The organism is Streptomyces sp. CO7 (assembly GCF_053474865.1).
The window spans coordinates 329,264-341,708 of record NZ_JBRIOU010000009.1 but is presented as its reverse complement, the minus strand read 5'-3'; the positions used below and the strand labels follow the sequence as shown (position 1 = coordinate 341,708).

General features: G+C 75.7%; 11 protein-coding genes and 1 pseudogene. 9 read left to right on the top strand and 3 right to left on the bottom strand.

Features of this window, described 5'->3' with window-relative positions:
* Nucleotides 1-17 precede the first annotated feature (17 nt).
* A complete protein-coding gene (locus ACOV8S_RS28170; protein WP_448321340.1) occupies nt 18-785 on the top strand; it encodes a CPBP family intramembrane glutamic endopeptidase in 768 nt (255 codons plus the stop codon).
* Nucleotides 786-794: 9 nt separating this feature from the next.
* Here the strand turns inward: ACOV8S_RS28170 and ACOV8S_RS28165 are convergent, their stop codons facing one another.
* Nucleotides 795-1,613 (bottom strand): PhzF family phenazine biosynthesis protein, encoded by an 819-nt coding sequence (locus tag ACOV8S_RS28165; protein WP_448321300.1) that lies wholly within the window; start codon nt 1,611-1,613, stop codon nt 795-797.
* Between the two features lie 164 nt (nt 1,614-1,777).
* On the opposite strand from ACOV8S_RS28165, the gene ACOV8S_RS28160 reads away from it, so the two are divergent.
* A complete protein-coding gene (locus ACOV8S_RS28160; protein ID WP_448321298.1) occupies nt 1,778-2,803 on the top strand; it encodes an EamA family transporter in 1,026 nt (341 codons plus the stop codon).
* Between the two features lie 101 nt (nt 2,804-2,904).
* Here the strand turns inward: ACOV8S_RS28160 and ACOV8S_RS28155 are convergent, their stop codons facing one another.
* Nucleotides 2,905-3,591 (bottom strand): pyridoxamine 5'-phosphate oxidase family protein, encoded by a 687-nt coding sequence (locus tag ACOV8S_RS28155; protein WP_448321297.1) that lies wholly within the window; start codon nt 3,589-3,591, stop codon nt 2,905-2,907.
* 23 nt (nt 3,592-3,614) lie between these two features.
* Here ACOV8S_RS28155 and ACOV8S_RS28150 point away from each other — a divergent pair, with 23 nt between their 5' ends.
* Both ACOV8S_RS28150 and ACOV8S_RS28145 read left to right on the top strand, forming a co-directional pair.
* Nucleotides 3,615-4,946 (top strand): aminotransferase class I/II-fold pyridoxal phosphate-dependent enzyme, encoded by a 1,332-nt coding sequence (locus tag ACOV8S_RS28150; protein ID WP_448321296.1) that lies wholly within the window; start codon nt 3,615-3,617, stop codon nt 4,944-4,946.
* Between the two features lie 121 nt (nt 4,947-5,067).
* Entirely contained in the window at nt 5,068-5,985 is a 918-nt protein-coding gene (locus ACOV8S_RS28145; protein WP_448321294.1) for a LysR family transcriptional regulator, read from the top strand.
* 34 nt (nt 5,986-6,019) lie between these two features.
* Here the strand turns inward: ACOV8S_RS28145 and ACOV8S_RS28140 are convergent, their stop codons facing one another.
* The gene (locus ACOV8S_RS28140; protein WP_448321292.1) at nt 6,020-6,487 is read right to left on the bottom strand and encodes a pyridoxamine 5'-phosphate oxidase family protein; all 468 of its coding nucleotides are present in this window, start codon (nt 6,485-6,487) and stop codon (nt 6,020-6,022) included.
* A 257-nt stretch (nt 6,488-6,744) separates the two neighbouring features.
* Here ACOV8S_RS28140 and ACOV8S_RS28135 point away from each other — a divergent pair, with 257 nt between their 5' ends.
* The 5 genes and pseudogenes from ACOV8S_RS28135 (at nt 6,745) to ACOV8S_RS28115 (ending at nt 11,760) form a co-directional block, all read left to right on the top strand.
* Nucleotides 6,745-7,368 (top strand): hypothetical protein, encoded by a 624-nt coding sequence (locus tag ACOV8S_RS28135; protein WP_448321291.1) that lies wholly within the window; start codon nt 6,745-6,747, stop codon nt 7,366-7,368.
* A 131-nt stretch (nt 7,369-7,499) separates the two neighbouring features.
* On the top strand, nt 7,500-8,399 hold the full coding sequence (locus ACOV8S_RS28130) for a universal stress protein (RefSeq protein WP_448321289.1): 900 nt from the start codon (nt 7,500-7,502) through the stop codon (nt 8,397-8,399).
* A gap of 153 nt (nt 8,400-8,552) precedes the next feature.
* Nucleotides 8,553-8,972 (top strand): annotated as a pseudogene (locus tag ACOV8S_RS28125) (pyridoxamine 5'-phosphate oxidase family protein); the annotation flags it as partial.
* A gap of 358 nt (nt 8,973-9,330) precedes the next feature.
* Nucleotides 9,331-10,017 carry a response regulator gene (locus ACOV8S_RS28120; RefSeq protein WP_448321287.1) on the top strand — a complete coding sequence of 229 codons (687 nt, stop codon included), beginning with the start codon at nt 9,331-9,333 and terminating at the stop codon, nt 10,015-10,017.
* A 9-nt stretch (nt 10,018-10,026) separates the two neighbouring features.
* A complete protein-coding gene (locus ACOV8S_RS28115; RefSeq protein ID WP_448321285.1) occupies nt 10,027-11,760 on the top strand; it encodes a sensor histidine kinase in 1,734 nt (577 codons plus the stop codon).
* Nucleotides 11,761-12,445 lie beyond the last annotated feature (685 nt).

The following is a 12,445-nucleotide window of genomic DNA, read 5'->3' as shown; positions in this document are numbered from 1 at the left end:
CGGGGACGGGGCCCGGGATCGGGGTCGAGGCACTGCCGCGGCGGACGCTGCGGGACGAGACGTTGCTGGTACTCGCCGTCTCCCTCGGAGCCAGCGCCGTGGCGGCGGTCATCAGCTTCGTCGGGTCGCTGACCCGGCCCGGTGGCCTCAAGGACCAGGCGGCCACGCTCAACGCGTCCGCCGCGCCCGGTCGCCCCTGGCTGGACCTCGCCTGGCAGCTGTTCGGCATCGCCTCCGCGCTCGTTCCCGTGTTGCTGGTCGCCCACTTCCTCACCCGTGAGGGCGGGAGCCTGCGGACCCTTGGCCTGGACCGCACCCGGCCGTGGCAGGACCTCGGGCGCGGCGCCGCCGTCGCCGCGGTGATCGGCAGCACCGGCATCGCCTTCTACCTGGCCGCGCGCGGCCTCGGTTTCAACCTCACCGTGGTGCCCGAGGCGCTGCCGGACGTCTGGTGGAAGTTCCCCGTGCTGATCCTCTCCGCCGCGCAGAACGCGGTGGTGGAGGAGGTCATCGTGCTGGGCTACCTGCTGCACCGGCTGCGCGGCCTCGGCTGGAGCCCGGGCGCCGCGCTGGCCGCCAGTTCGGTGCTGCGCGGGAGTTACCACCTGTACCAGGGCATCGGCGGCTTCGTCGGCAACATGGTCATGGGCGTCGTGTTCGTGCTGCTGTACCGGCGGTGGGGCAGGGTGGGGCCGCTGGTGGCGGCCCACACGCTGCTCGACGTCGGCGCGTTCGTCGGGTACGCGCTGCTCGCCGGGCGGGTGGACTGGCTGCCCACCGCCTGACCCGTCCGGTCAGGGGGCGGGTGCGAGCAGTTCGCCGTCGACGACGGTGACGGCCCGACCGGTCAGCAGGGTCCGGTCGCCGCGGACCCCCGTGCGGACCAGGCCGGACCGGGCCGACGCCTGCAGGCCGGTGAGGTCCGGGCGGCCCAGGCGCTGTGCCCAGAAGGGGGCAAGGGCGGTGTGGGCGCTGCCGGTCACCGGGTCCTCGTCGATGCCGACCCTGGGGAAGAAGCAGCGGGAGACGAAGTCGTGGCCGGCCGCCGGGTCCGCGGGGCGGGTCGTCGCGATCACGCCGCGCTCCGAACAGCGGGCCAGCGTCCTGAAGTCGGGGGCCAGCGCGAGCAGGGTGCGTTCGTCGGCGACCTCGACCAGCAGGTCGCCCACGTCAGGGCCGGTGTCCAGGACCGTCAGCGGCTCGGCGCCGAGGGCCTCGGCCAGCTCGGCCGGAGCCTTCGCCGGGGTCAGCGGGGCGGTCGGGAAGTCGAGGGTGATCCAGCCGTCCTCCGCGGGCGCCGCGGTCAGGACGCCGCTGAGCGTGGCGAACCGGACCGGCCCCGGGTGGGCGCCGGTGGTGTGCAGGACGTGCGCGGTGGCGAGGGTGGCGTGCCCGCACATCCTCACCTCGGTGGCCGGGGTGAACCAGCGCAGGGCCCAGTCCGCCTCGCCGCCGTCGGGCAGCGGGTGGGCGAAGGCGGTCTCCGCCTGGTTCATCTCCAGCGCGACGTTCTGCAGCCAGGCGTCGTCGGGGAAGGCGTCGAGCAGGAGGACCCCGGCGGGGTTCCCTGCGAACGGGCGGTCGGTGAAGGCGTCGACGAGTCGGATGCGCATGCCAGGACGTTAACCGGGCCCCGGCGGGGCGCGACAAGGCCAATCGCGGGCGGGTGGACCCGGTGGCGGAGGGCCGGTGGACGCGGGGAACGGGGGCCGGCGCCCGCCCGAGGCGTGAGACAGCAGCCATCGAGGATGACGGTGCTGTCACCTGCTGTCATCATGTGTCGGTGCGTGACTCAGGAATCGGTGTGGTGCGGTCCGGGAAGGGCGCGGGACTCACTCTCGCCGTCCTGTCCGCGGTGACCTTCGGTGGATCGGGTGTGGCGGCGAAACCGCTGATCGAGGCGGGTCTCGACCCGCTGGAGGTGGTCTGGCTGCGGATCACCGGGGCGGCGCTGGTGCTGCTGCCGGTGGCCTGGCGGCACCGGGAGCTGCTGCGGCGACGGCCGCTGATGCTGCTCGGCTTCGGCATGTTCGCGGTGGCGGGCGTCCAGGCCGCGTACTTCGCGGCGATCTCACGGGTCCCGGTCGGCGTGGCCATGCTGGTGGAGTACCTGGCGCCCGCGCTGGTGCTCGGCTGGGTGCGGTTCGTGCAGCGCCGTCAGGTCGCCCGTGCGGCCGCGCTGGGCGTGGCGCTGGCGGTGGCGGGACTCGCCTGCGTGGTGGAGATCTGGTCCGGGCTCGGCTTCGACCCCCTCGGACTGCTCCTCGCGTTCGGGGCGGCCTGCTGCCAGGTCGCCTACTTCGTCCTCGCCGACCACGGATCCGACGGGGAGCGCGAGGCGCCCGACCCGCTCGGCATGATCGCCTTCGGGCTGCTGGTGGGCTGTCTGGCGATCACCCTGCCGGCACGGCCGTGGGCCATGGACTGGCAGGTGCTGACCGGGACCGTCGACATGAACGGCAGCGAGGTGCGGGCCTGGGTGCTGGTGGCGTGGATCGTCCTCGTCTCCACGGTGCTGGCCTACCTCACCGGTGTGCTCTCGGTGCGGCGGCTGTCGCCGGCGGTCGCGGGCGTGGTCGCCTGCCTCGAGGCCGTGGTGGCCTCCGCGGCGGCCTGGCTGCTGCTCGGCGAGCACCTGGGGGCGGTGCAGATCACGGGCGGCGTACTGGTGCTGGTCGGCGCGCTGATCGCGCAGTCGTCCGCCCCGGCCACGCCGGCGGCGGAACCGGTGGCCGGCGGGAGCGGGACGGTCGCCGCCGCGACCGCACCCGAGACGCAGGTCGGGGACCCCGGGCGGTCCTGAGGTCCCCCGGCCTCGGTGACTCCGGGTGGCCCCGCTGCCCGGCCGCGGTGACTGCGGTCCGGGCCGTGGAGGAACGGGGGTCCTCCACGGCCCTCGAGGTGTCAGGCCAGCACGGCCGCGATGTGGGGCGGCAGTTCCGCGCCGGGGGCCAAGGCCTCGTCGGGGAGCGGGGCCTCGTAGCCCTTGCGGAGGGGGAGGACGCCCGCCCAGTGGGGGAGGCCCAGGTCCTCGGGTTCGTCGTTGACGCCGCCGGTGCGGATCTTGGCGGAGACCTCGGTCAGGTCCACCCGCACGACCGCCGTGGCGGCCAGCTCCTTCTTGTTCGCCGGACGGCTCTGCGCCGAGCGCCCCGGGACCACGTGGTCGACGAGGGCGTCGAGCGCCGCGCGCCGCTCCTCGGGGTCGGTGACCTGGTGGGCCGTGCCGTGCACCACCACCGAGCGGTAGTTGACCGAGTGATGGAAGGCGGAACGGGCCAGGACCACGCCGTCGACATGGGTGACCGTCACGCAGACCGGCATCCCCGGCTCATCGCCGTGCGTCTCCCCGGCACCCCGCATCGGGCGCGAACCGGTGGAGCCGTGCAGGTAGAGCCGCTCGCCGACCCGCGCGTAGATGGTCGGCAGTACCACCGGCGCGTCCCCGCGAACGAAGCCCAGGTGGCAGACCCAGCCCTCGTCGAGGATCGCGTGCACCACGTCCTTGTCGTACGAGGCGCGCTGCGGCGCCCGGGTCGGGACGGTGCGCTCGGTGGGCGTGTACTGCTCCCCCTGCATGGCGTTCTCCATTGTACTAGTGCATAATGTTCTTTGTGCTAGGAGAATATAGGATCGCAGGTCGTCGCGCTACGGAGATTGCCGCCGACGTCGAACAGGCGGTGAGCGCCGGGGTGCTCCAGCCCGGCCAACAGCTCCCGCCCATGCGGGAGTTGGCCGAGGAGCTCGGGGTCAATCCGAACACCGTGGCCGCCGCCTACCGGATCCTGCGCGAGCGCGGGGTGATCGAGACGGCGGGCCGCAAGGGCAGCCGGGTGCTGCCCAGGCCCGCCACCACCGGTCGCGACGCCATCGACGTGCGGGTGCCGGAGGGGGCGCGCGACGTCTCCCGGGGCAACCCGGACCCCGCCCTGCTGCCGCCGCTGGCGCCCGCCTTCGCGGCGGCCGCGGCGCTGGCGGACCGGGCGCCCGTGCTCTACGGGGACGACCCGCTCGACCCCGAGCTGGTGCGCCTCGCCCGCGCGGACCTCGACGCGGACGGGGTGCCGGACGGTCCGGTCACCGTGACCTCCGGCGCGCTCGACGCGATGGAGCGGGTGCTGACCGCCCATCTCAGGCCCGGCGACGCGGTCGCCGTCGAGGACCCGGGCTGGGGCAGCGTGTTCGACCTGGTCCCGGCCCTCGGCCTGCGGGTGGTGTCCGTCGGCGTGGACGACGAGGGGCCGCTGCCGCAGGACGTGCGGCGCGCGCTGGAGGACGGCGCCCGGGCACTGGTCGTGACCGCCCGGGCGCAGAACCCCACCGGGGCGGCGGTGAGCGCGGCACGCGCCGGGGAGCTGAGGGAGGCGCTCGGGCGGCACCCGCAGACGCTGCTGATCGAGGACGACCACGGGCACGGCATGGTCGACCTGCCGCTGCACCCGCTGGCCGGGGTGACCCGGTCCTGGGCGTTCGTCCGCTCGGCGGCCAAGACGTACGGGCCGGACCTGCGGCTCGCGGTGCTCACCGGCGACGCGGTCACCGTCGACCGGGTGCGTGGACGCCAGCGGCTGGGCCCCGGGTGGGTGAGCCGGCTGACGCAGCGGGCGGTGGTGGAACTGTGGACCGGCGGCGCGGTCGACCGGGCGGCCGTCGCGGAGTCCTACGGGCGGCGGCGCCGGGCGCTGGTCCGGGAGCTCGCCCGGTGCGGCGTCCAGGCCCACGGGCGCAGCGGGATGAACGTGTGGATCCCGGTCTCCGACGAGACGGGCGCGGTGGCGGGACTGCTGCAGGCCGGGTGGGCGGTGGCGCCGGGGGCCCGCTTCCGGGCGGTCGCCGGGCCGGCGATCCGGGTGACCGTCTCCACGCTCGAGGAGGCCGACATGCCGGAACTGGCCCGCACGGTGGCCCGCGTCCTGAACGGCGACACGACGCGGGGATACGTCTGACGTCGTCCCCGCCCCGGATGCCGTCCGGGCCCCGGGCGTCTTCCCCGCCCTGGTGCCCCCGGCGGCCCTGCTCCGACCGGGGACACCGGGCGGGCCCTGGTGGCCTCGTAGCATCGCCGCCATGATGAACCTCGAACGCCTGCGGGTGCTGGACGCGCTCGCGCGGCACGGCTCCGTGGGCGGGGCGGCCGAGGCGCTGCACGTGACGACCTCGGCGGTCTCCCAGCAACTGGCCAAGCTGGAGCGGGAGGCCGGGGAGAGGCTGCTGGCCCGGCACGGCCGCGGGGTGCGGCTCACCGACGCGGGGCTGCTGCTGGCCGGGCACGCGGCGCGGATCCTCGCCCAGGCCGAACGGGCGCGCGCCGAACTCGAGGCGCGGCGCGGGGCCGTGGCGGGCGAGCTGCGGGTGGCCGCGTTCCCGACCGCCGCCCGGGGCCTGCTGCCGGGCGCGCTGGCGGCGCTGCGGGCCCGGCACCCCGGGCTGCGAGTGCGGTCCTGGGAGGTCGACCCCGGGGCGGCGGTGGTGGGTGTGGCCCGCGGAGACCACGACCTCGCGGTGGTGCTCGACTGGCACGACCGGCCGCTGGCCGTCCCGGAAGGGCTGCGGACGGCCTCGCTGCTCGACGACCCCGCCGAGGCGGCGCTCCCCGCCGGGCACCGGCTGGCGGGGGCGGCGGAGATCGACCTCGCGGAACTCGCCGGCGAGGAGTGGATCACCTGGGGCGCGGGGGAGTTCTGCCACGAGTGGCTGCTGGCCACCCTGCGGGCCCGCGGGGTGGAGCCGGACATCGCCCACCGGGCGCCCGAGACGCACACCCAACTCGCCCTGGTGGCAGCCGGTCTGGGCGTCTGCGTGGCTCCGGCGCTGGGGCGCGAGCCGGTGCCCTCGGGCGTGGTGACCGTGCCGCTGCGGCCACGGGTCTCCCGTCACGTCTACGCGGTCTGGCGGGGCGACGCGGACCGGCGGCCGGCCATCGGCGCGGTCGTCGGCGCGCTCCGCGCGCAGGGCGCGCGGGGCGGGGGAGGCGTGCCTGTGTAGGAGGGCCGACAAACTCCCCGCCCCGCAGGGGAGTTCAGCCCCGGGGGAGCTTGCGGAAGTCCCAGGAGGCGACGGCCTCAGGGGTGAGGCGGATCCACGCGTGGCGGTGATCGTGCGGCAGCGCCTCCAGACCGAAGTACTTGCGGGCGAACAGGGCCTCCACAGACTCGAGTTCGGGGAACGGCTCGCCGACGCGCGGAATCTCGCCGACGAACTCGGCCGTGCCGGAGAGCTCCGCGCCGCGCAACTCGCCGTACTCCTCACCGGAGTCGACCACCACCGCGACCCGGGGGTCCTTGCGCAGGTCGGCCCAACGGCGGCTGCGCGTCAGGGAGTACAGCCAGAGCGAGGAGCCGTCCCAGACGAACCACAGCGCGCTGACGTGCGGCGCTCCGTCCGGTGAGACCGTGGCGACGCGGCAGGTGCGTTCCGCGGTGAGGAACGCGTCCAGCTCCTCGGCGGTCATCATGATCTTCCGGCCACGGCGCTGTGTATCTGCCATCTGCTCCCTTTCCGGGGGGTTGTTGCCGACCCGCACACTCTCACCTCGTCCTCGGCCGGCGGGCAAGGGGAGCCGGTCCGTGTCGCCGACGGTCCCGGCAGGTCGGGACCTTCGGCCCTGCGGGAGGGGCCCCACCGGCACGCAGGCGCGGCGGGCGGCAGCCAGGAGATTGGACCTGTCAGCAACCGACGGACCCCGTCGGACACCGCCAGGACCCGTCGGCCGCCGACCGGACCTCACGCGAAGGGACTCCTCCCATGGCCGTGCACGAGCAGCTCCGATCCGACGGCTCCACCTCCCGCCCCGGCGTACCGGCAGCGGTGCCGGCCACCGCTCCCGACCCGGCGTCGGCCGCCGCCACCGCCCCCACGTCGGCGTTCGCGCTGGCCGCACTGCGGCTGGCGACCGGCTTCGTGTTCCTCTGGGCGTTCCTCGACAAGACCTTCGGCCTCGGGTACGCCACCGGCGCCGGCAAGGGCTGGATCGACGGCGGCTCGCCCACGGCGGGCTTCCTGGGGCACGTGTCCGTCGGCCCGCTGCAGGAGACCTTCCGCGGCTGGGCCGGGGCGACCTGGGCCGACTGGCTCTTCATGCTCGGCCTGCTGGGCATCGGGCTCGCGGTCACCGCCGGCGTCGCGCTGCGGCCCGCGGCCGTCGCCGGCGCCGTGATGATGGCGCTGATGTGGGCCGCGGAATGGCCGCCCGCCCGGCAGCTCGCGGACGGCACGCCCAGCATGTCGACCAATCCCCTTGTCGACCACCACCTGATCCACGCGCTCGTCCTGGTGGTCCTGGCCGCCGCGTCGGCGGGCCGCGTCCTGGGCGCCGGAGCGTCGTGGGCCCGCCTGCCGCTGGTGCGTGACCACCGCTGGCTGCGCTGACCCGGCGCTCGCGACACCGGCCGGTCCCTCCGCCGACGGGTCCGGCCGGCCCTCCCCGCGCAGCCGCGCCCATTGGCCCGGCTCCCGCGACACCGACGGCGGACCACCCCCACCTCACAGGAGGCACCACCATGACCCGCACCATCGTCGCCGCGATCGACGGCTCCCCGGCGAGCCGCTCCGCCGCCGGCTGGGCCGCCCGTGAGGCGGAACTGCGCGGGCTGTCGCTGACACTCGTGAAGGCGTGGGAGCCGCTGCCCGACCGTCTGGCCGCGGCCACCGGGTCCGACCACGCGACCCTGGAGCACTGGAGCGGCCGGGTGCTGCGCGCGGTCGCCGAGGAGATCACCGGTCGCAACCCTGGCCTGGAGGTCTCCGAGCTGCTCGTCGCCGGACGTCCGGCCGAGGCGCTGGCCGAGGCCGCCGTGGAGGCCGAGCTCCTGGTGCTCGGATCGCGCGGCCTGGGACGCGTCGGCGGATTCCTGGTCGGCTCGGTCGGGCAGGCCGTGGTCGCCTCCAGCCGCACCCCCGTGGTCCTGGTGCGCGCGGGGCAGACCGGCGCGGACGAGTACCTGCCGGCACCCCCCTCCGGCGGGCGCCCGGTCTCCCGGCCCGTCGTCCTGGGCATCGACACCGAGAAGCCCGGCGAGGCCGTCACCGCCTTCGCCTTCGAGGAGGCGGCCCGGCGCGGCGCCCCGCTGCACGTCGTGCAGAGCTGGGCGCTGCCGCCGTACACCGTCCACGCGGTGACCGCCGCGGTGGACCTGTACGAGCAGTACACGCGGGAGATGGCCGCCCTGCTGACCGACACGCTCGCGCCGTGGCGGGAGAAGTTCCCCGCGGTGGACGTGGTCGAGGTCTCGCGCACCGGCGGCGCCGCCGACCACCTGCTGGACGCCGCCGCCGAGGCCTCGCTGGTCGTCGTCGGCCGGCGGATCCGGCGAGGCGCGCTCGGCGTCCACATCGGGCCCGTCACCCACGCGATGCTGCACCACGCGACCACGCCGGTAGCCGTCGTGGCCCACGAGTGACTCCGCGAGCGGAGCCCCGCGGGCCGAACGGCCCTCACCGGCCGGGCCGGGCGGCCGGGTCCGCGCACCCGGAGGTCCCTCGCGTGACGCCGCGGGCCTCACGAGAATCGACGTACATCCCCTGTCGGCACCGGGCGAAAGACGGAAACGGCCATGTACCGCAACGACGGATTCCGCGAACTCGACCGGAGCGAGAGCCTGCGACTGCTGGGGACCGCCGCCATCGGGCGGATCGTCCACACCCGGCAGGCGCTGCCTGCCGTGCTCCCGGTGAACTTCTGCCTCGACGACGACGGCGCGGTGCTGCTGCGGACCTCGGCCGCCTCCGAACTGGCACGGGCCGTGGACGGCACCGTGGTCGCCTTCGAGGCCGACGAGGTCGACCGGGCCGCCCGCTCCGGCTGGAGCGTCCTGCTCACCGGCGCCGCCGAGGTGGTGACCGACCCCGCGGAGCACCGGCGGCTGGCGGAGCGCGGCCCGCGCTCCTGGGTGGCCGTGCCGCCCCGGCAGGAGGTCTTCATCCGGATCCTGCCCGAGCTGGTCACCGGCCGCGAGGTCGTCGGCACCCGCGCCCCGCACGAGGCGGATCCGGCCCCGCGCGACGCGGGTCCGGTTCTGCATGAGGTGGACCCGGCCCTGCACGAGGCGAGCCCCGCCCCCCACGAGGCGGGCCCGGCCCTGCACGAGGCCGACCGGGCCCTGCACGGTGCGGAGCTCGGCGCCTGATCCGTACCGCCCGTCCGCGGATGCCCCGCTGCCCGCCCGGCCGGCCCCTGGCTCCCTCGCCGGACGCGGGGCCTACCGGCGGGACGGCAGGGCCGTCCGGCCCTTTCCCGCCCTCGCGGGCCCCGGAGATGCTCGGCGGTGGGCCCTGCCGACGACCGGCCGCTCCACGGCACGGCGGACCTGCGGGAAGGTGAGAAGGAGAGAGATGACGGACACCGGGCGGACCGGCGAGGAGGGCCCGGTGCGGGTCTTCCTGCTCGACGACCACGAGGTGGTGCGGCGCGGGGTGCGCGATCTGCTCGACGACGAGCCGGACATCACCGTGGTCGGAGAGGCCGGCACCGCCGCCCAGGCGCTGGCGCGGGTGCCGGCACTGCGCCCGCAGGTGGCCGTGCTCGACGTGCGGCTGCCGGACGGCGACGGGGTCTCCGTCTGCCGCGAGCTGCGGTCGGCCATGCCCGGCCTGGCGTGCCTGATGCTCACCTCGTTCGACGACGAGGATGCCCTGCTGGACTCGATCATGGCAGGGGCCGCAGGATATGTACTGAAGCAGATCCAGGGCTCCGACCTGATCACCGCCGTCCGCACGGTCGCCCGGGGCAGGTCGCTGCTGGACGCCGGCGCCACGGCGAGGCTGATGGCCCGGCTGCGTGCGGGGGCCGCGCCCGAGCCGGAACCGCTGCGGGGCCTCACCGGCCGGGAGCGTGAAATCCTCGCACTGGTGGGGGAGGGCCTCACCAACCGGCAGATCGGTCAGCGGCTCCACCTCGCGGAGAAGACCGTCAAGAACCACATCTCGCGGCTGCTGGCCAAGCTCGGCGTGGAACGCCGGGTCCAGGCGGCGGTCATCGCCGGCCAGGCCCATGGGCGTCCGGCCCGCGAGAAGTACTGAAAGGCCGACGTGGGCAGCACCGACGAAGTTCCCGAGCCGCCGCGCGTGCGGCTGCCTCAGCTGCAGCTCGACGAGCTGCTGCTGGAGGTGCAGGCCCGGCTCGACCTGGCCCGGGGCACCCGGGACCGGGTGCACAGCCTCCTGGAGGCCGTCCTCGCGGTGGGCAGGGAGCTCGACCTGCAGCAGGCGCTCCGCGGCATCGTGGAGGCCGCGGCCGTACTGGTCGACGCGCGGTACGCGGCGCTCGGCGTGATCGGACCGGACGGACGGCGCCTGTCGGCCTTCCACACGGTGGGGGTCGGCGAGGAGGAGACCGCCGCCATCGGGCCGCTCCCGGAGGGGCACGGCATCCTCGGCGAGCTGATCCGCCACCCCGAGCCGCTGCGGCTGGGCAAGCTGTCCCAGCACGCCGCCTCCTACGGACTGCCGCCGAACCATCCGCCGATGAACAGCTTCCTGGGCGTCCCGATCCGGGTGCGCGACCAGGTCTTCGGCAACCTGTACCTGACGGAGAAGCGGGGCGGGGCGCAGTTCGACGAGGACGACGAATCGGTGCTGTCCACGCTGGCCGTCGCGGCCGGCGTCGCCATCGACAACGCCCGCCTGTACGAGGAGTCGCGGCTGCGTGAGCGCTGGCTGCGGGCCAACGCGGAGGTCACCCACAGCCTGATGTCCGGCGTCGGCCGCACCGAGGTGCTCCAGCTGGTCGCCGACCGGGCCCGGGAGATCACCGGCGCCGCGCGCGCCGTGGTCGCCGTCCCGGTCGACGGGGACCGGACCCTGCGGGTCGAGCTGGCCACCGGCGCCGGGACCGAGGCGTTCCACGGCGCGGAGATGGCGCCCGGCAGCGGCCTGATAGGCACCGCGTTCTCCTCGGCCGCCCCGGTCACCAGCGACGACATCGCGCACGACGACCGGCTGGCCACCTCCGCCTCCCGCGTCACCGGGCTGGGCCCCGCGGTCGCCCTTCCCATCGGCACCGGTGACACGGGCGTCAGAGGCGTGGTGATGCTGGTGCGCGAGGCGGGGGAGCCCCGGTACACGGAGAAGGAGACCGAACCGCTCCAGACCTTCGCCGCGCAGGCCGCCATCGCGATGGAACTGGCCGACCGGCGGCACGACGCGGAGCGGATGGCCGTCCTCCAGGACCGCGACCGCATCGCCCGCGACCTGCACGACCTGGCGATCCAGCGGCTCTTCGCCACCGGGATGACGCTGCAGAGCGCGGGGCGGTTCATCGACCATCCGCGGGCCTCGGACCGGGTGATCCGCGCGGTCGACGACCTGGACGAGACCATCAAGATCATCCGCTCCACCATCTTCGGCCTGCGCTCCCACGGCGACGGGGAGAGCTCCGGGCTGCGGGCGCGGGTGGTCCGCCTCGCCGGCGAGTCCGCCTCCGTCCTCGGCTTCGCGCCCGGCGTGCGGATGCAGGGCCTGGTCGACACCCACGTGCCCCCGCGCATCGCCGACCAGGTCGAGGCCGTCCTCTCCGAGGCCCTCACGAACGTCGCCCGGCACGCCGGGGCGAGCCGGGTCGACGTCGGCCTGGAGACCGACAGCCGGGTCGTGCGGCTCACCGTCACGGACGACGGCGTCGGCATGCCCTCCGGCGGCCGCCGCAGCGGCGTGCGCAACATGACCGAGCGCGCGGAGCAACTGGGCGGGACCCTGGAGTTCAGCACGCCCGAGCGGGGCGGCACCCGCCTGGAGTGGTGCGTGCCGCTGACCGGCACGGGGTGACCGCGCGGGGCGCATCCCCTGTCGGACCCGCCGCCGCACGGCCTGGCCCCGTCCGGGGGCGGTCCTGTGCGCGGCGCGCCTGTGCGCCCCCGCGTGGACACGCGTGGGGCGACGACTCCCGGCCCGGCCGCTCCCCGGCCCCTCAGGGCAGCGGCCACAGCCACCGGAGCGCAACCCGGCCCGCGCCGCGGGACCGCTCGCGGTGCCGCCTCGGCTGCGAAGCCGCTGCCGGTACGCGCCTTGGCCGCGGGATCGCTGCCGGCGCCCGCCCCGGCGCGGGAGCGTTGCCGCGACCCGAGCTCGCGGGCACCCGGCGGGCAGCGCGTCCGCCACCCGGTGGGTGCCGGGGGTCCGCCGCGCGGCCCACACGCTCTGATGGACGCCGCCCCGACGCCGCCCTCGACGCCGCGCTTGTCGTCGTGACCCGTCGGCGTGCCGGAGCGACGGCTCCGCGGCCCGGGTCGCCCACCCGCGCCCCGCCGTACGGCCGGCACCGCCCCTGACCTCGGTGTCGTGCGGTTCACCGGCCTCGGCCGCGGGAGCGCTGCAGCAACCCGCGCTCGGGGGACACAGCGAACTGCGCGTCCACCACCACCGTGGGCGCCGGGGTCGGCCGCGCGGCCCATGTCCTGCTGGACGCCGCCCATGACGCCGCCCTCGCCCTCGGGACCCGACCAGTGGAGCC